16 protein-coding genes, 1 pseudogene and 1 riboswitch are annotated in these 17160 nt (G+C 55.1%); of the genes and pseudogenes, 11 read left to right on the top strand and 6 right to left on the bottom strand.

All coding sequences use genetic code 11. From position 1 onward, the window contains the following. Positions 1 to 66 precede the first annotated feature (66 nt). Positions 67 to 2700, bottom strand: a complete 2634-nt coding sequence (locus tag FQK12_RS04670) for a PqiB family protein (RefSeq protein ID WP_014229827.1) — start codon at positions 2698 to 2700, stop codon at positions 67 to 69. Further along, positions 2669 to 3952, bottom strand: coding sequence for a membrane integrity lipid transport subunit YebS (yebS, locus tag FQK12_RS04665; RefSeq protein ID WP_014229826.1), 1284 nt, complete (start codon positions 3950 to 3952; stop codon positions 2669 to 2671). Before yebS ends, FQK12_RS04670 begins: the two co-directional genes overlap by 32 nt. A gap of 132 nt (positions 3953 to 4084) precedes the next feature. Between yebS and FQK12_RS04660 the strand changes: the two genes are divergently transcribed. From FQK12_RS04660 to htpX, 4 genes are all read left to right on the top strand, one after another. After that, on the top strand, positions 4085 to 4582 hold the full coding sequence (locus FQK12_RS04660; protein ID WP_014229825.1) for a GAF domain-containing protein: 498 nt from the start codon (positions 4085 to 4087) through the stop codon (positions 4580 to 4582). 97 nt (positions 4583 to 4679) lie between these two features. Next, positions 4680 to 5363: an RNA chaperone ProQ gene (gene proQ, locus FQK12_RS04655; RefSeq protein ID WP_004852059.1), complete on the top strand. Its 684-nt coding sequence runs from the start codon at positions 4680 to 4682 to the stop codon at positions 5361 to 5363. A gap of 19 nt (positions 5364 to 5382) precedes the next feature. Then, positions 5383 to 7431, top strand: coding sequence for a carboxy terminal-processing peptidase (prc, locus tag FQK12_RS04650; protein WP_014229824.1), 2049 nt, complete (start codon positions 5383 to 5385; stop codon positions 7429 to 7431). A gap of 237 nt (positions 7432 to 7668) precedes the next feature. Next, complete coding sequence (gene htpX, locus FQK12_RS04645) at positions 7669 to 8550, top strand: protease HtpX (protein WP_014229823.1); 882 nt, start codon at positions 7669 to 7671, stop codon at positions 8548 to 8550. Positions 8551 to 8621: 71 nt separating this feature from the next. On the opposite strand, the gene FQK12_RS04640 is transcribed toward htpX, so the two are convergent. After that, positions 8622 to 9995, bottom strand: coding sequence for an MFS transporter (locus tag FQK12_RS04640; RefSeq protein WP_014229822.1), 1374 nt, complete (start codon positions 9993 to 9995; stop codon positions 8622 to 8624). A gap of 177 nt (positions 9996 to 10172) precedes the next feature. Here FQK12_RS04640 and kdgR point away from each other — a divergent pair, with 177 nt between their 5' ends. Continuing rightward, complete coding sequence (gene kdgR, locus FQK12_RS04635; protein ID WP_014229821.1) at positions 10173 to 10964, top strand: DNA-binding transcriptional regulator KdgR; 792 nt, start codon at positions 10173 to 10175, stop codon at positions 10962 to 10964. A 44-nt stretch (positions 10965 to 11008) separates the two neighbouring features. On the opposite strand, the gene FQK12_RS04630 is transcribed toward kdgR, so the two are convergent. Further along, complete coding sequence (locus FQK12_RS04630; RefSeq protein ID WP_004122000.1) at positions 11009 to 11248, bottom strand: YobH family protein; 240 nt, start codon at positions 11246 to 11248, stop codon at positions 11009 to 11011. A gap of 159 nt (positions 11249 to 11407) precedes the next feature. Here FQK12_RS04630 and mgrB point away from each other — a divergent pair, with 159 nt between their 5' ends. The 6 genes and pseudogenes from mgrB (at position 11408) to rlmA (ending at position 15684) form a co-directional block, all read left to right on the top strand. Beyond that, positions 11408 to 11551 carry a PhoP/PhoQ regulator MgrB gene (gene mgrB, locus FQK12_RS04625; RefSeq protein ID WP_002911375.1) on the top strand — a complete coding sequence of 48 codons (144 nt, stop codon included), beginning with the start codon at positions 11408 to 11410 and terminating at the stop codon, positions 11549 to 11551. Positions 11552 to 11625: 74 nt separating this feature from the next. Then, positions 11626 to 11916, top strand: a complete 291-nt coding sequence (locus tag FQK12_RS04620) for a YebO family protein (RefSeq protein WP_004103312.1) — start codon at positions 11626 to 11628, stop codon at positions 11914 to 11916. Between the two features lie 610 nt (positions 11917 to 12526). Further along, positions 12527 to 12672 (top strand): annotated as a pseudogene (locus tag FQK12_RS04615) (DUF2627 domain-containing protein). A 12-nt stretch (positions 12673 to 12684) separates the two neighbouring features. After that, positions 12685 to 12894: a transcription antiterminator/RNA stability regulator CspE gene (cspE, locus tag FQK12_RS04610; protein WP_001062678.1), complete on the top strand. Its 210-nt coding sequence runs from the start codon at positions 12685 to 12687 to the stop codon at positions 12892 to 12894. A gap of 189 nt (positions 12895 to 13083) precedes the next feature. Further along, positions 13084 to 14829, top strand: a complete 1746-nt coding sequence (gene ftsI, locus FQK12_RS04605; protein WP_014229820.1) for a peptidoglycan glycosyltransferase FtsI — start codon at positions 13084 to 13086, stop codon at positions 14827 to 14829. 60 nt (positions 14830 to 14889) lie between these two features. Further along, positions 14890 to 15684 carry a 23S rRNA (guanine(745)-N(1))-methyltransferase gene (rlmA, locus tag FQK12_RS04600; protein WP_014229819.1) on the top strand — a complete coding sequence of 265 codons (795 nt, stop codon included), beginning with the start codon at positions 14890 to 14892 and terminating at the stop codon, positions 15682 to 15684. A gap of 3 nt (positions 15685 to 15687) precedes the next feature. On the opposite strand, the gene mntP is transcribed toward rlmA, so the two are convergent. Continuing rightward, positions 15688 to 16254, bottom strand: a complete 567-nt coding sequence (mntP, locus tag FQK12_RS04595; protein ID WP_014229818.1) for a manganese efflux pump MntP — start codon at positions 16252 to 16254, stop codon at positions 15688 to 15690. Positions 16255 to 16325: 71 nt separating this feature from the next. Then, a riboswitch (yybP-ykoY riboswitch) is annotated at positions 16326 to 16480 on the bottom strand. A gap of 198 nt (positions 16481 to 16678) precedes the next feature. Then, complete coding sequence (locus tag FQK12_RS04590; protein WP_004852044.1) at positions 16679 to 17137, bottom strand: DUF986 family protein; 459 nt, start codon at positions 17135 to 17137, stop codon at positions 16679 to 16681. Positions 17138 to 17160 lie beyond the last annotated feature (23 nt).

The raw sequence follows: 17160 nt of genomic DNA, 5'->3' as shown, positions 1-17160 counted from the left end.
ACAACGAAAAAAGGGGGCGTAGTTTACCATAAAGGCTCCGGCGGCGGACACCGGAGCCTGTTATGCTTAGCGCGGCAGGGCGGTGCCCCATTCGCGCCACTCTTTCGGTTCGCTCTCCAGCAGCAGGAAGTGTTTGCCATCCTGCGCTTTCGGCGCCAGCGGCGTACCCGGAGGCGTCGCAAACGCGATGCCGCCGCGAATGAACTGATTAAAGGTACCGGTTTTCACCACCCCGCCAATCAGGCCAAAGTCGAGGCTATAGCCGGAAGCCAGCCAGAACACCGAGTTGTTGCGCACCAGATACTGATAACGCTTGCTGATACGCAGCTGTACCATCACGCGATCCGACATCGAACCGAGCATCAGACCGGTCACCGTGCCGACTTCGAGCCCGCGGAACAGCACCGGCGTGCCGATACCCAGCGAACCCGCTTCCGGTACTTCGACGATAATGCTCAGGCCGTCGATATAACGTGAATCGCTGATCGTGGTTTCCTGAATTTCGAAATCACGGCGCGGCGCACCGCGTCCCGGCTCGACGTTGATATAGGCCTGGAAAAGGGTATCCAGATGTTCGACGCCCGCCGCGGATATCTGCGGCGTAATTACCGAGAAACGCGTCCCGGCGCGGGCAAAGGTATTGACGTATTCCGGGTAAAGAACCGCTTTCGCCTGCACTTCGTTTTTCGCGGTAATTAAATTCAGCGACTGGATCTGGCCAATATCAATCCCCAGGTAGCGAATTGGCATCCCTTCGGCGATTTTACCGGCGTCGAAGGCGTGCAGGGTTATCTGCCCACCCACCGCGCGGGCGGCGGTTTCTGACGCATACAGCACGCGTTTGTTATCGATCCGCGCGCTAGCGCTGGCGCCGCTGAGGTTATCAAAGCTAATCGCGCCCTTCAGCGCGCGGGAGAGCGGGGATGCCTGCACCGTCAGGCCGCTACCGTTAAGCTGCACTTTCGCGCCGCCCTCGGCCCAGAACACGCTGTTGCTGGTCAGCAGATGGCGATATTCCGGCTTGATATGGATATTGATCTCAAAGGCGTTCTTGCGCGGCTGCACGGTGATGATTTCCCCGACCGCAAATTTACGGTACAGCACCACGGAGCCTGCCTGCACGTCCGGCAGCGTCTCGGCTGAGAGCGTAAGCGTGGTGGTCGGCAGATCGCTCATGCTGTTTTCCAGCGCCTTTTCCTGGTTCGCGTACAGCGGATAGCGGCTTTGCATCGCCCCTTTGTCGCCCGGGATAATGCGGATCCCGCCGCTGACCCATTCGCTGGCGCTGGCCCCGAGGAACTCCACGCCATCGATGCCGACTTTAACGTCGATGCGGCTGTTGACCACGAATTTGCTATCGCCGCGTACCAGAGAACGGTACTCCGGCATCACCGCCACCTGGAACGTGACGCCATCGGCGTTCAGCTTGCGCTCCAGAACCTGGCCAATCTGCACGCCGTGCAGAATCAGCGGCTGCCCGGCGTCGATGCCGTAGCTTTCCGGCGCGGTGAGCGTGACGGTCGCGACATCCGGCTCTTCCAGAATGGATTTATCGGCAGGCAGCACCGCAAACTGGTTGCGGGGTTCACCCTCGCCGGGGACCAGCTCGAAGGTGGTGCCGGTCAGCAGGGCGCTGACGCTGGGGTTATCCAGCGAGATTTTTGGCTTCTTCATCTGAATCAGCGTCTTCTCGCGCAGCAGGCTGACGACGCTCGGGTCGACGGTCATTTCGCCGGTCACTTTCCCGTCGGCATTGAGATTCAGCTTACTGAGCTGGCCGACCTCCAGGCCCTGGTACATCAGCGGCGTAGAGCCCGCTTTTAAGCCTGCGCCATCCGGGAGATCCAGTTTAACCACCACGCCGCGCTGGCTGTGCGCCAGGTCTTCGTATAAGTGATAATCCGTGTTTTGCTGAGCCTGTGGAGAATCATCCGGGGAATCAAAGGCGATAGCGCCGTTCACCAGCGCCGAGAGGCTGTCCAGCTGGACTTTCGCTCCGCTCAGGCTGACGTCCGCCTTCACGCCGGATACGTTCCAGAAACGGCTCTCTTTTTTCACCAGGTTGGTGAAACGCCGCTCGATCAGCACATCAATGGTGACGCCCTGATTGTTCGGATTAATGGCGTAGTCATATACCCGGCCGACCGGAATTTTGCGGAAATAGACCAGCGAGCCGCTGGTTAACGAACCCAAGTCCGCTGACTTGAGATGAATCATCAGCTCGCCGTTGTTGATGTGGTACTTCGGCTGGGTATCGAGGGCGACAAAGTGATCCTCGGGCTCGCCCTGGCCGGGCATCATGCCGATATAGTTACCGCCCACCAGCGCATCCAGGCCGGACACGCCGGCGAGAGAAGCCTTCGGCGTTACCAGCCAGAACTGCGTCTCCTTGCGCAGCGCATCTTTCATATCGCCCTTGACGCTGGCGGAAACCTCAATTTTGCTCAGATCTTTACTCAGCGAGATGTTCTCCACCGTACCGACTTCTACCCCCTGATAGCGGATAGGCGTGCGGCCAGGGACGATACCGTTAGCGGACTGGAAGTCGATAACGATCGTCGTACCGCGATCCTGGTAGCTGGTCCATATCAGCCAGCCGGCAATCAGCAGCGCGATGACCGGCAGCAGCCAAAATGGCGAGATACGGCGTTTAGTTTTAATTTTGGCTTCAGTCGGCGAAGCGGGCGTTTCCTGACTCATGTGCGTCCCAAAGTAAGCGGCTGTCCAGCCATTCAACAGCAAGGATAGTTAATATTACCGCGGCGCCAAAATAGACCGCGGCGGGCCCCATCGTAAACGCGAGGAGCTGATCGCGGTTGATCAGCGACATGGTTAATGCGATGACAAAAAGATCCAACATAGACCAGCGGCCGATCCAGGTAATCAGCCGCAGTAGCAGGATGCGGGTACGTAACCCCTGTTCACACTTGAATTGTATGCTGACCAGCAGCGTAAACAATACAATTACTTTGGTGAATGGGACCAGAATACTGGCGATGAACACGACGCCGGCGATAGCGACGTTGCTGCTGGCCAGCGACATAATGCCGGAAAGGATGGTGTCATCCTGACGCGCGCCGTTGACGTAGATAATCGAGATCGGCAGCAGGTTGGCAGGCAGCAGGAAAACCATTGACGCAATCAGCGCAGCCCAGCTCTTTTGCAGGCTCTGGCGGCGTCTGTGGCGCAGGGGAGTGTGGCAGCGACGGCAGCGGCCGCGCGAATCGCGATGGCCGGTATAATGGCAGCCGAGGCAAACCTGCAGGTTTTCATCCGGCCGCAGCGCCGGGCGCTGGGGGTAAAAACGCTCCCAGAGCTCCTCCACGTTCATATGGATAAGCGTCAGGATACTGAGCAGGGTGAGGGAGATATAGGCGATAAGCCCGATGCCCGGCTGCAGGAAGGCGTAATCCTGCACCTTAATGGAGGCGACGCCGATGCCGACCAGGTAAATATCCAGCATCACCCACTCTTTGAGCCGCTCCAGCATCAGCAGTATCGGGCGCAGATTCATGCCCAGCACGTTGCCCAGCCACAGATAGGCGATTGAGACCACCAGCAGCACCGGCGCCACGACCGCGCAAAATAGCACCATCGCCGCCGTGAGCGGATCGCCCTGGCCGGTCATTTGCCAGATGCCCTGAAGGACGTTAGCGTCGATACGCACGCCCAGCAGATGCAAACGCAGCAGCGGTTCGCTCCAGGCAAAAGGCATCAGCAGCAGCATCGCGATTGCCATGCTGCCCAGCCGGGTAAGCGACCAGTCGCGGCCATCGCGCACTTTGGCGTTGCAGCGGGGACACCAGGCGCTTTGATTCTTTTTAAGGACCGGTAAACGAAACAGCAGGTCGCACTGCGGACAGCGCTGATAGTGAGCGTGCTCAACGGGGGCGCTGACCGAGTAGACGATCATTTTTTTTGCTGGCGTAATCCTGGGTGTTTTTAGTGGCATTTATAGCTTACAGAAATGAGTGTATCTCTCTATCTTAACTCAGGAATGAATTCATCTTGAGCATGAATGCATTTAAAGCTTATTTTATTAGGCTGTAAGTGTAAGGTAGTAAGACAACTAAGCGACCAAATAATGAACAAATCAGAATTCTACGCGGATTTGAACCGCGATTTTCAGGCGTTAATGGCAGGCGAAACCAGTTTTCTGGCGATGATTTCAAATACCAGCGCGCTGCTGTTCGAGCGGCTGACCGACGTGAACTGGGCCGGTTTCTATCTTCTGGAAGGTGACACGCTGGTGCTTGGCCCGTTCCAGGGCAAGCTGGCCTGCGTGCGGATTCCGGTCGGACGCGGCGTATGCGGGACTGCCGTCGCGCAGAATCGCGTGCAGCGGGTAGAGGATGTTCACGCGTTTGATGGGCACATCGCCTGTGACGCCGCCAGTAATTCGGAAATTGTCTTCCCGTTACGGGTGAACAATCAAACTATCGGCGTCCTGGATATCGATAGCACGGCGCATTCCCGCTTCACCGCTGAAGATGAGCAGGGACTGGCAGAACTGGTCGCGCATCTGGAAAAACTCATTTCTGCGACTGATTATCAAAAAATATTCACCCGCGTCGCAGGATAATCAACGGATAACGTAGCATTTACCGATGACGTCATTATAATGACGCCTGTTCATGCCTGCGGCTTGTTGGCTACGTCCGTTGTAATCAGGAAATTTCATGGAAAATCAACCTAAGTTGAATAGCAGTAAAGAAGTCATTGCGTTTCTGGCCGAACGTTTCCCTCAGTGTTTTAGCGCTGAAGGCGAAGCTCGCCCCCTGAAAGTCGGTATTTTTCAGGATCTCGTTGAGCGCGTTGGCGGAGAGATGAATCTCAGCAAAACCCAACTTCGCGCTGCTTTGCGTCTTTATACTTCGAGCTGGCGCTACCTGTACGGCGTTAAGCCTGGCGCAGTCCGCGTTGACCTTGACGGCAACCCGTGCGGCGAACTGGAAGAGCAGCACGTCGCTCATGCCCGTCAGCAGCTTGAAGAAGCAAAAGCCCGCGTCCAGGCGCAGCGCGAAGCGCAGCAGGCCAAAAAACGCGAAGCCGCTGCCGCAGCAGGCCAGCCGGAAGAGGGGGCACGTCGCGAGCGTAAACCACGTCCTCAGCCTCAGGCGCGTCGTAAAGACGGCGCTGAGCAGCGTAAACCTCGCCCGGCAGCAGCAGCCAAAGCGCCGCGCGAAGAGCGTCATACCCCTGTATCAGATGTGTCTGTATTGACCGTTGGCCAGGCACTGAAGGTGAAAGCAGGCAATAATGCAATGGACGCCACCGTCCTGGAAATCACCAAAGATGGCGTTCGTGTACAGCTGACTTCTGGTATGTCAATGATTGTACGCGCAGAACACCTGGTGTTCTGAAACGGAGGCCGGGCCAGGCATGAACAAATTCTTTAAGCTCACCGCGTTGGCGGGCCTGCTGGTAATCGCAGGCCAGTCATTCGCCGTGGACGATATCACCCGGATCGATCAAATCCCCGTGCTGAAAGAAGAGCCGCAGCACGCGACGGTGAGCGAGCGCGTCACATCGCGCTTTACCCGCTCTCACTACCGGCAGTTCGATCTTGATAATGCCTTTTCGGCAAAAATTTTCGATCGCTACCTGAACCTGCTCGACTACAGCCATAACGTGCTGTTAGCCAGCGACGTGGCCCAGTTTGCCGCGAAAAAGAATCAAATCGGCGATGAGCTGCGCAGCGGGAAGCTGGACGTTTTTTACGACCTGTATAACCTGGCGCAGAAGCGTCGATTTGAGCGTTATCAATATGCATTGAAAGTGCTGGAACGTCCGATGGACTTTACCGGCAATGACAACTTCAACCTTGACCGCAGCAAGTCTCCCTGGCCGAAAGATGAGGCCGAGCTGAATGCGCTGTGGGATGCCAAGGTGAAGTTTGATCAGCTCAGCCTCAAGCTGGCTGGCAAAGATGATAAAGAGATTCGCGAGACCCTAACCCGTCGCTACAAGTTTGCCATTCGCCGTCTGGCGCAAACCAATAGTGAAGACGTTTTCTCGCTGGCGATGACCGCCTTTGCGCGTGAAATCGACCCGCATACGAACTATCTCTCTCCGCGCAATACCGAACAGTTCAACACCGAAATGAGCCTGTCTCTCGAAGGTATCGGCGCGGTACTGCAGATGGATGACGACTACACGGTGATCAACTCACTGGTGGCCGGTGGTCCTGCGGCGAAGAGTAAATCCATCAGCGTGGGCGACCGTATCGTTGGCGTTGGGCAGCCGGGTAAAGGCATGGTTGATGTCATCGGCTGGCGTCTTGATGATGTCGTGGCGCTGATTAAAGGTCCCAAGGGCAGCAAGGTTCGTCTGGAAATTCTCCCGGCGGGTAAAGGCGCGAAAACGCGGATTGTGACCCTCACGCGCGAACGCATTCGTCTTGAAGACCGCGCGGTTAAGATGTCAGTCAAAACCGTCGGCAAAGAGAAGGTTGGCGTGCTGGATATTCCGGGTTTCTATGTTGGCCTGACGGACGACGTCAAGGTTCAGCTGCAGAAACTGGAGAAACAGAACGTTAGCAGCATCGTTATCGATCTGCGCAGCAACGGCGGCGGGGCGCTGACCGAAGCGGTTTCGCTTTCTGGCCTGTTTATTCCATCCGGCCCGGTTGTCCAGGTTCGCGATAATAACGGTAAGGTGCGTGAAGACAGCGATACCGACGGCGTGGTGTACTACAAAGGCCCGCTGGTGGTGCTGGTCGACCGTTTCAGCGCCTCGGCTTCTGAAATTTTCGCCGCCGCGATGCAGGACTATGGCCGAGCGCTGATCGTCGGTGAGCCGACCTTTGGCAAGGGGACCGTCCAGCAGTATCGTTCGCTGAACCGCATTTACGATCAGATGCTGCGCCCTGACTGGCCGGCGCTGGGGTCCGTACAGTACACCATCCAGAAATTCTACCGTATTAACGGCGGCAGTACTCAGCGCAAGGGTGTGACGCCAGACATCATGATGCCGACCGGAACCGAAGAGCGTGAAACCGGCGAGCAGTATGAAGATAACGCGCTGCCGTGGGATAGCGTCAATGCGGCAACTTTCGTGAAGTATGGTGACCTGACGCCGTTCGGACCCGAGCTGCTGAAGCGCCACGATGCCCGTATCGCCAAGGATCCTGAGTTCCAGTACATCATGAAGGACATTGCTCGCTATAACGCGATGAAAGACAAACGTAACATCGTCTCCCTGAATTACGCGCAGCGTGAAAAGGAGAATGAAGAAGATGATGCGATTCGTCTGGCCCGCGTTAACGATCGCCTGAAACGCGAAGGCAAGCCGCTACTGAAAAAACTGGAAGATCTGCCGAAGGATTACCAGGAGCCTGACCCGTATCTTGATGAAACGGTTCATATTGCGCTCGACCTGGCCCATGAGGAAAAGGATCGGCCTGCGGTAGAGCCTCCGGCCAGTAAATAATCCCCCAACGGGCACACTAAGTTGTGCCCGTTTTTCTTTCTCGCCTTTCCCAACGTTCATTGCCTGATTTCAACAAAATGTCAACGCTTTTGCCCAGCGTCAGCAATATGCTACAAAATGTAAAGTTGTGTCTTTCTCGTGACTTAGCAGGGCCTGATGGTTGAAAATTGGCGTTCTACCCATACCATGTGGGTAATCGCATAGTGCGTTTTGTTAAATCGAGGTTAAAAGAAAATTATGATGCGAATCGCGCTTTTCCTGCTGACCAACCTGGCAGTGATGGTGGTGTTCGGGCTGGTGCTGAGCCTGACGGGAATTCAGTCAAGCAGCATGACCGGGCTGCTGATCATGGCCCTGTTGTTTGGTTTCGGCGGCTCAATCGTTTCGCTGCTGATGTCGAAATGGATGGCGCTGAAATCGGTGGGTGGGGAAGTCATTGAGCAGCCGCGTAACGAAACCGAGCGCTGGCTGATGAATACCGTCGCGCAGCAGGCGCGCCAGGCGGGTATCGCTATGCCGCAGGTCGCTATCTACCATGCGCCGGATATTAACGCCTTCGCGACCGGCGCGCGCCGCGATGCGTCGCTGGTGGCGGTCAGTACCGGGCTGCTGCAGAACATGAGCCGTGATGAAGCGGAAGCGGTTATCGCCCATGAGATTAGCCACATCGCCAACGGTGATATGGTCACCATGACGCTGATCCAGGGGGTAGTGAACACCTTCGTTATCTTTATCTCGCGCGTTATCGCGCAGATTGCGGCGGGCTTCCTCGGCGGCAACCGCGATGAAGGTGAAAGCAGCAACGGCAACCCGCTGATCTACTTTGCGGTAGCCACGGTGCTGGAGCTGGTATTTGGTATTCTGGCCAGCATCATCACCATGTGGTTCTCCCGCTACCGCGAGTTCCATGCGGACGCCGGTTCAGCGAAGCTGGTAGGGCGTGAGAAAATGATCGCCGCGCTGCAGCGTCTGAAAACCAGCTATGAGCCGCAGGAGGCCAGCAGCATGATGGCGTTCTGCATTAACGGCAAAGCGAAATCCATGAGCGAGCTGTTTATGACTCACCCGCCGCTGGATAAACGTATTGAAGCCCTGCGCAGCGGCGAATACCTGAAATAACCGTCGCGTCTGGCCCTGAAAACAAAAATCCGCAACCTTCGGGCTGCGGATTTTTTTATGCCGGTTTTGCGTTACAGCCTGACGCGCGGCTGCGTGACGCGTAGCCCGCTGACGGCGGCCGCGACGACGGCAAACGTTCCGGCCAGCAAAAGGGCGGTGTGGGTTCCGCTATCGCCCAGCAGGTTAAACAGCAGCGCCACCAGCGCGGCGCCAGTGCTCTGTCCAAGCAGGCGCGCGGTCCCCAGCATGCCGCTTGCGCCGCCGCTGCGATGAGCCGGCGCTGACGAGACGATGGTGTGATTGTTGGGGGACTGGAACAGACCAAAGCCCGCGCCGCAGAGCGCCATTCGCCAGATAATATCCAGGTCCGACGGCGCGGAGGGCAGTAAAGCCAGGCCGAACAGGCCGCAGGCCATGATGATTAGACCCATCGCGCCCAGCAGCCCGGCGTGAACTTTCTCAATCAAATATCCCGCCAGCGGCGCCATCACCATAGTGGCCAGCGGCCACGGCGTCAGGAGCAGACCGGTTTCCACCTCGCTACGCCCCATCATTGACTGCAGGAAGAACGGCAGCGAAACCATCGCCAGCATCTGGGCGCAAAAAGAGCATATCGACGTACAAATTGACAGAGAGAATAGCGGAATGCGCAGCAGGTCAACCGGCAGCAGGGGGACCGGCATTTTGAGCTGGCGGCGGACAAAAAAGAACCCGACAACCAGCATGGCCATAACCTCCGCCGCAACCAGCGCGCCTGACTGGCCCTGAGCGAACCCGCCGAGGGCGGTAATCAGTAAGCCAAAAGTGAGGGCATTCATGATGGCGCTCGGCAGGTCGAAGCGGGTAACCTTGCTGCGGCCGGTGTTAGCTGGCAGATAGCGCATCGCGAGAAGCAGTGAAATAATCCCCAGCGGAACGTTAATCAGAAACAGCCATTGCCATGAGGCCATTGAGAGAATCGCGGCGGCGATGGTCGGCCCCGCCGCGGAGGAGACGGCCACCACGAAAGAGTTGATCCCCATCCCGCGGCCGAGAAAGCGCTGAGGATAAATCAGGCGAATCAGCGCAGTGTTCACGCTCATCAGCGCCGCGCCGCCGAGCCCCTGCGCCACGCGCGCCAGGGTCAGCATTTCCAGGCTTCTGGAGAGCGCGCAGGCCAGTGAGGTAAAGGTAAAAAGCACCAGGCCGATTTTATAAATACGCCGGTAGCCGACCATATCGCCGAGGAAAGAGAGCGGCAGCAGCGCGATAACGATAGCGATTTGGTAGGCATTGACTATCCAGATTGAAGAGGCCGGGGATGCGTTTAAATCGCTGGCGATGGTCGGCAGGGCGACGTTGGCGATAGCGCCGTCCAGCACCGCCATCGCCAGGCCTAATACAATGGTCAGAATGGCGCCGTAACGCTGCGGTAAAGGCAGCCCATCGGAGATGTTTTTATCCATGTGAAGTCTGTATCTTATCGGGAACTATTAACTGGTTAATAATTTTAGCATTGATTATTCAGCGGCATGTCGCAGATTTGTAACGAATCGGCAGAAGAACGATTGCGGGTAACGGGATGCGAATTTATAATAAAAACCGGTTCTAATTTTTATAAAACAGTTGCGATGAGGTGATAAATGGCAGTTGCAGATTTGGATAAACAGCCAGATTCTGTCTCTTCGGTATTGAAGGTTTTTGGCATTCTGCAGGCGCTTGGCGAAGAGCGTGAAATTGGCATTACCGAACTGTCCCAGCGCGTCATGATGTCAAAAAGCACCGTTTATCGCTTTTTGCAGACCATGAAATCGCTGGGATACGTAGCTCAGGAAGGCGAATCCGAGAAATATTCTCTGACCCTGAAACTCTTCGAACTTGGCGCGCGGGCTTTGCAGAACGTTGATTTGGTGCGCAGCGCTGATATTCAGATGCGCGAGCTTTCACGCCTGACGAAAGAGACCGTCCACCTGGGCGCCCTGGATGAAGACAGTATTGTTTACATCCACAAAATCGACTCAATGTACAATTTGCGCATGTATTCGCGCATCGGGCGTCGTAACCCGCTGTACAGCACCGCGATCGGTAAAGTGCTGCTGGCCTGGCGCGATCGTGCCGAGGTTGAGCAGATTCTGGAAGGGGTGGAGTACAAACGCAGCACCGACAGAACTATCACCAGCACCGAAGCGCTGCTGGCGGTTCTCGATAAGGTCCGCGAGCAGGGGTATGGCGAAGATAACGAAGAGCAGGAAGAGGGGCTGCGCTGCATCGGGGTTCCGGTTTTCGACCGCTTCGGCGTGGTTATCGCGGGCCTGAGTATCTCTTTCCCGACGCTGCGTTTCTCGGAGGAGCGCCTGAACGAGTACGTGGCGATGCTGCACACGGCGGCGCGTAAAATTTCAGAACAGATGGGCTACAACGATTATCCGTTCTGACCTTGTGCGTAAATCGGGCTACAGCGTCTGTAGCCCGATCGTGACTAGCCGTTATCGACTACCGTGGCGCTTTTTCGCAGGATAGGGCAATCGGTAATGCCGATAATACCGCTGCTGGAATGAACATATTGTGCGGTACTGATGCCGCGAGCCGTGAGATATTTACACTGCAATCCCAGCCCCCCGGCATTCTCACTGCTGCCCATTAATACGCCGTAGCCGCTTAATAATACGCCAATCCACAAGATAGCCAGCACCACAATGGTACGAATGATCAATCGCATTGTTGCCTCATTATTTGTATTATCCTTGCGTCCATTCTGGCATGAACATCGTTTGAAACAAGTCTATGATTCCTAAACTTGCCTTTCGTATTACAGTTAGCCGCGGTTTAAGAAGGTCATGTTATCCTGGCGACATCTGGTACTGATGCGGAGTGTGGAGTGAAAAAATTACGCTGGGTTTTGCTGATAGTCATCATCGCAGGTTGTTTACTGCTATGGACTCAGATGCTTAACGTAATGTGCGATCAGGATGTACAGTTCTTCAGCGGCATCTGCACTATCAATAAATTTATTCCCTGGTAAGACATTTTTAATATGACTGATTTTCTTCTGCCGCGCGGGTGGTAGAATAAACGCCTTCTCTTTGAGGTGGTGAAATGAGTGAGTTACTAAATCCTGGGATTGTAAGCCTGGCATCCGTGGCGCTTTCAGTTGTGCTGTTGCTTGTCGGCCTGTTGTTATGGTTTTTTGTTAATCGCGCCAGCTCGCGCGCTAATGAGCAGATAGCGCTGCTGCAGGCGCTGCTGGATCAGCAAAAGCGGCAAAACGCGCTGCTGCGCCGTCTCTGCGAGGCCAATGAGCCAGAGAAGGAGAGTGCCGCAGAACCTTCCATCGCCGAGAAGGGGAAAGGCGACGACGACTTCATTCGTCTGGTCGCAGAGCGCTAATCTGATTGTCAGGTGTACATCGTGACGGTGTGCGCCTGTATCTCCCCCGGTGTATAACGTATCCTTATCGATAAATTCTCTTCCGACCGTAAACCTGCCCACCGGCAAGCGGAGGCGGCGCGTTTATGCTCTCTTTAATTAGTTTGTTTAATTCATCAAATAAAAGAACAGGAAAGACCTGACTGTCATCAGGCGTTCATTATTGCCGTGAAGTATAGACAATATTTTAAGTACTTCAATTAACGCGCTTCGATATTATGCCATGGGCCGGTAAAGCAATTTTTCAACTATCGATATGAGCTTTTAAATGCATCTTTATGCAATGATTTCTGACTCCCCCTAAAATTGGCAGTTTGGCTCTACGCGGGGCCCGGCAAGCTGAAGTCATTGAGCAATGGCGGATAAACTCCCAGGCAGGGGGCCGTCTCAGCGGCGCCAGCGCGGAGGGAGAAGGATAAGCCAGAGGAAGCAAAGTCGCATAAATGTGCAGGTGATCAAATGATTCCCTTATAATTTGTGCGAGCGATCGAGAGCCGTCTAAAAATGGCTTGCCATTATTTACGTAGTATGTGATAACACCTTTCGGGTTAAACGAGGTACAGTTCTGTTTATGTGTGGCATTTTCAGTAAAGAAGTCCTGAGTAAACACGTTGTCGTTGAATACCGCTTCTCTGCCGAACCTTATATTAGTGCCTCATGCAGTCATGTGTCAGTTTTATCTATGTAAGTGCCCCACGGGCGAAGAAAACAGTCTAAGGAATTTTGCAAATGGCAAAGATTAAAGGTCAAGTTAAGTGGTTCAACGAGTCTAAAGGTTTTGGCTTCATTACTCCGGCTGATGGCAGCAAAGATGTGTTCGTACACTTCTCCGCTATCCAGGGTAACGGCTTCAAAACTCTGGCTGAAGGCCAGAACGTTGAGTTCGAAATTCAGGACGGCCAGAAAGGTCCAGCTGCAGTTAACGTAACTGCTATCTGATTTAGACCACTGAATCTTGTAAGAAAGCCTCGCAGCCGCGGGGCTTTTTAGTCTTTATTGCAAATCATGTCATTTTTCCTCCCTCTGTTGCGCTTTGTTGCAAAACAACATCCTTATTAGCACTGTTTAGCAACCTGTTTTGTATATATCTGTTAAATCAGGTGGTTGCAAAATAATGATGGAGCTAAGGTGCAAAAGAACAAACTTAAGTCAGCCGCTAACTTTACCCCTTTACGGTTTGGGTTGTTATGCGTGGCCATTCTTTGCTGTATGGGTCTGCTGCTGGCCCGGGTAGGCTGGCTGCAAATTGTCTCTCCCGACAATTTGGTTAAACAAGAAGATATGCGCTCCTTGCGCGAAGAGCCTATCGACGTGCAGCGCGGCATGATTAGCGATCGCGAGGGCCGCCCGCTGGCGGTTAGCGTGCCGGTGAGCGCCATCTGGATCGATCCGCAAACAACTCTCGCAAAAGGCGGCGTCGGGTATGGCCCGCGCTGGCAGGCGATGGCGCAAGCTTTACACCTCAACCTTAGCGAGCTTGCCCATCGCGTGCAGGCGCATCCTCATGCGCGTTTTCTCTATCTGGCGCGTCAGATAAACCCGGAGCAGGCGGAGTGGATCGACAAGCTGCACCTGCCGGGGATTAATCTGCGCGATGAGTCGCGTCGTTTTTATCCCGCGGGGCACGTTGCGGCTAATCTGCTGGGCTTTACCAATATCGATAATCAGGGGATCGAGGGGGTAGAGAAAAGCTTTAATGCCCAGCTAACCGGTCAGCCCGGGCGCCGTCTGGTGCGCAAAGACCGGCACGGCAACGTCATCGAAAATATCACCGAAGTCCCGGCGGTCCCGGCCCACAATTTGCAGCTCAGTATCGATGAGCGTCTGCAAACGGTGACCGAGGACGCGCTGGATAACGCCGTGCGCTGGAACAAAGCGGAATCAGGGGCGGCGGTATTAATTAAAATTGATACCGGGGAAATCCTGTCGATGGCCAGCTACCCCGATTTCAACCCTAACAATCGCGATGACGCGAAGCTGGATGATTTCCGCAATCGCGCGATTAGCGATACTTTCGAGCCGGGGTCGACGGTTAAGCCGCTGGTGCTGATGACCGCGCTCCAGCAGGGCATTGTTCAGCCGGATAGCGTGGTGGATACCCATCCGTTTACCCTCGACGGTCATCGTATTCGCGACGTCGGTTACTACCCTGAGCTGTCCCTCACCGGCATTCTGCAAAAATCCAGCGATACCGGCGTTTCACATTTGTCGCTGGCCATGCCGATTCAACATCTTATCGATACCTATAAAGCGTTCGGTTTCGGCGACTCTACCGGTCTGGGATTAACCGGTGAAAGCGCCGGGCTGATGCCGCAGCGTCGCTACTGGGGACAGCTGGACCGGGCGACATTCGCCTTCGGTTACGGCCTGATGGTTACGCCGCTTCAGCTGGCGCACGTTTACGCAACTATCGGCAGCTACGGTATTGAGCGTCCGCTATCGATCACGCGTATCGATCCGCCGGTCATGGGCACCCGAGTGATGCCGGAGCAGATTGTGCATGAAGTCGAACATATGATGGAGAGCGTTGCTTTGCCGGGCGGCGGGGGCACCAAAGCGGCGGTGCGCGACTATCGGGTGGCGGTAAAAACCGGTACCGCCAAGAAAATTGGCCCTGACGGGAAATATATCGACAAATACGTGGCCTATACCGCAGGGGTGGCGCCCGCCAGTAACCCAAAATTTGCGCTGGTAGTGGTGATGAACGACCCCAGCAACGGTTCGTATTACGGTGGAGCAGTGTCGGCGCCGGTATTCAGCCAGATCATGGGCGATGTCCTGCGCCTGGAAAACGTGATGCCAGATGGGATGCCGCAGGGTTCTGAAAACCTGATCGTCATGCATCATGACGGCGTGCTGCCGCCTGCGCTGTAACGGTGGCCTGGAGGGGCGAATAGCGCTACACTTTCGCCCTTTCAGCACACCGGAGTTGCCATGTCTTACAGTTGCCCACTTTGCCACGCGCCGCTTGAGCGCCGCGATAATAGCTTTATCTGCCCGCAGCGGCATCAGTTCGATCTGGCGAAGGAAGGGTACGTCAATTTACTGCCGGTGCAGTTTAAGCGCTCCCGCGATCCGGGCGACAGCGCTGAAATGATGCAGGCCCGGCGGGCGTTTCTCGATGCGGGTCATTATCAGCCGCTTCGCGACGCGATCTGCGCTTATCTGCACACTTTCGCTCCGACCGATTTACTGGACATCGGCTGCGGGGAAGGCTACTACACGCACGCTTTTGCCGCCATCGCCAGCCGCAGCTGGGGTCTGGACGTGTCGAAATCCGCTATCCGCGCGGCGGCAAAACGGTACCCGCAGGTCAACTTTTGCGTCGCCTCCAGCCAGCGTTTACCGTTTGAGGATGCAAGCCTGGATGCGATAGTACGTATTTACGCCCCCTGCAATGCCGTTGAGCTGGCGCGCGTTGTCCGCCCCGGCGGCTGGGTCATCACCGCGACGCCGGGGCCTCGTCACCTGATGGAGCTGAAAGGGTTGATATACGACGAAGTGCGTTTGCACGAGCAAAACGCGGAAGAGATGGCAGGGTTTACGCTACGTCACCAGCAGCAGCTGGCCTATCCGATGCAGCTTAACGGCAGCGAGGCGGAAGCTTTACTGCAAATGACGCCGTTTGCGTGGCGGGCTAAGCCGCCGGTTCGGGAAGCGCTGCGTCAACAGGTGGGATTCGGCTGCCAGACCGATTTTGCCATTCACTGCTGGCAGCGCGACGCCTGAGGATCAGCCGGCGAAATGGCTCCAGAGGATCTGGGCGCCGATGCCAATCAGCACGATACCGCCGAGGATTTCCGCCCGTTTGCCGAGCAGCGGGCCGATAAAACGTCCCACCATCATACCGAGCGTCGACATTATCAGCGTGGCGCAGCCGATAGCCAGCGCGGTGGCGATAATGTTGACCTGCAGAAACGCCAGGCCAACGCCGACGGCCATGGCGTCAAGGCTGGTAGCGAATGCGGTGGTCACCAGCAGCCAGAAACCGTGGCGTCGCGGAGTTTCGCAGTCGTCGTCGTTGCCGCCGCGAAACCCTTCGATAACCATTCGACCGCCGAGAAACACCAGCAGCACAAAGGCAATCCAGTGGTTCCACTCGAGAACGAACTGGCTGGCAAGCATCCCCATTCCCCAACCGACCAGCGGCGTGAGCGTTTCGATAGCGCCAAAGATGAGACCCGTGCGCAGGGCTTCAGAAAATTTAGGTTTATGGAGAGTGGCGCCTTTGCCAATAGAGGCCGCGAAGGCGTCCATGGACATGCCGAAGGCAAGAAGAATTGTAGCGGATACATTCATGAGAGCGTCCTGACCGGGGATAATCCATATGACACATCGCCGCCCCCAGTAAAAATACGCAGCCCATCCTGAAGATGAGGCGCCGCGTACAGCAGCGATGCGTCTATGGTCTCGCCTGATTGAAGACGTTCTTCTTCAACCCGTACGTGCCACGTTTTGCAACGAGTATGTTGACACGTACATTTTCTGGCAGGCAGAAAATTGGCTACTCCCCAACGACGGGCGCAACCTTAACATAATTTTAGAATATAAAACAATAACGGAGTCAGGTTATTTTGCTAACCAAATGATAACGATTTTCATTTAAATTTAGAAGTGAATAATTCGTTAATAAATATCGGCGAATTAAACGAATGGAATATAGCCGCGGCTATATTCCATTCGCCGGGGAATGACAAAATATAGCGCAGGCTATATTTGTAACTCATTGAGTTGAAATGAGAAGTTTGTATATTTTTTCCAGGTCGTCGATATTTTGTACGCGAATTAGCAGGCGACGCTGCTCTAATTGCATGACCAGCACGCCATCTTCCGATAAATTCATCTCTTTAATACGCTTATATTCGATCCAGATATTGGCGAAAAAAAAGCCTTCTTTTTTGAAGATGATTTTGGGTGAACGGATCCAGAAAAGATATAACCCCATCAAGGCCAGGGCAGATAATAGCCAGGTGGTGATAAGTTCGCCCTGGCTGGCAATATTGTTATAAATCAGGATAGCAATGAGGCCGACGAAGATAATGCCATCGACGCGATTGCGGCGGAGCAGGGGGATAGCCAGCAAAACGGGGCCATTGCGGCGCGGCATGATGAACTGATCGTAAATCGCAAACGCGAGCAGAACGAGAATAAACAGGATTAACACCAGGTCCGTGATTGTCATCCATCCTCCAAATAAAAAAGCCG

Origin of the sequence: Klebsiella sp. ME-303 (assembly GCF_007910085.1) — a bacterium.
Lineage (GTDB): Bacteria > Pseudomonadota > Gammaproteobacteria > Enterobacterales > Enterobacteriaceae > Klebsiella > Klebsiella michiganensis.
The sequence above is the reverse complement of the archived record's forward strand: the minus strand, read 5'-3'. Positions and strand labels throughout refer to the sequence as shown.

Excerpts from the sequence above, each read along its gene's own strand:
- FQK12_RS04670 (WP_014229827.1), bottom strand. The coding sequence starts at position 2,700 with ATGAGTCAGGAAACGCCCGCTTCGCCGACTGAAGCCAAAATTAAAACT.
- yebS (WP_014229826.1), bottom strand. The coding sequence starts at position 3,952 with ATGCCACTAAAAACACCCAGGATTACGCCAGCAAAAAAAATGATCGTC.
- FQK12_RS04660 (WP_014229825.1), top strand. The coding sequence starts at position 4,085 with ATGAACAAATCAGAATTCTACGCGGATTTGAACCGCGATTTTCAGGCG.
- proQ (WP_004852059.1), top strand. The coding sequence starts at position 4,680 with ATGGAAAATCAACCTAAGTTGAATAGCAGTAAAGAAGTCATTGCGTTT.
- prc (WP_014229824.1), top strand. The coding sequence starts at position 5,383 with ATGAACAAATTCTTTAAGCTCACCGCGTTGGCGGGCCTGCTGGTAATC.
- htpX (WP_014229823.1), top strand. The coding sequence starts at position 7,669 with ATGATGCGAATCGCGCTTTTCCTGCTGACCAACCTGGCAGTGATGGTG.
- FQK12_RS04640 (WP_014229822.1), bottom strand. The coding sequence starts at position 9,995 with ATGGATAAAAACATCTCCGATGGGCTGCCTTTACCGCAGCGTTACGGC.
- kdgR (WP_014229821.1), top strand. The coding sequence starts at position 10,173 with ATGGCAGTTGCAGATTTGGATAAACAGCCAGATTCTGTCTCTTCGGTA.
- FQK12_RS04630 (WP_004122000.1), bottom strand. The coding sequence starts at position 11,248 with ATGCGATTGATCATTCGTACCATTGTGGTGCTGGCTATCTTGTGGATT.
- FQK12_RS04620 (WP_004103312.1), top strand. The coding sequence starts at position 11,626 with ATGAGTGAGTTACTAAATCCTGGGATTGTAAGCCTGGCATCCGTGGCG.
- cspE (WP_001062678.1), top strand. The coding sequence starts at position 12,685 with ATGGCAAAGATTAAAGGTCAAGTTAAGTGGTTCAACGAGTCTAAAGGT.
- rlmA (WP_014229819.1), top strand. The coding sequence starts at position 14,890 with ATGTCTTACAGTTGCCCACTTTGCCACGCGCCGCTTGAGCGCCGCGAT.
- mntP (WP_014229818.1), bottom strand. The coding sequence starts at position 16,254 with ATGAATGTATCCGCTACAATTCTTCTTGCCTTCGGCATGTCCATGGAC.
- FQK12_RS04590 (WP_004852044.1), bottom strand. The coding sequence starts at position 17,137 with ATGACAATCACGGACCTGGTGTTAATCCTGTTTATTCTCGTTCTGCTC.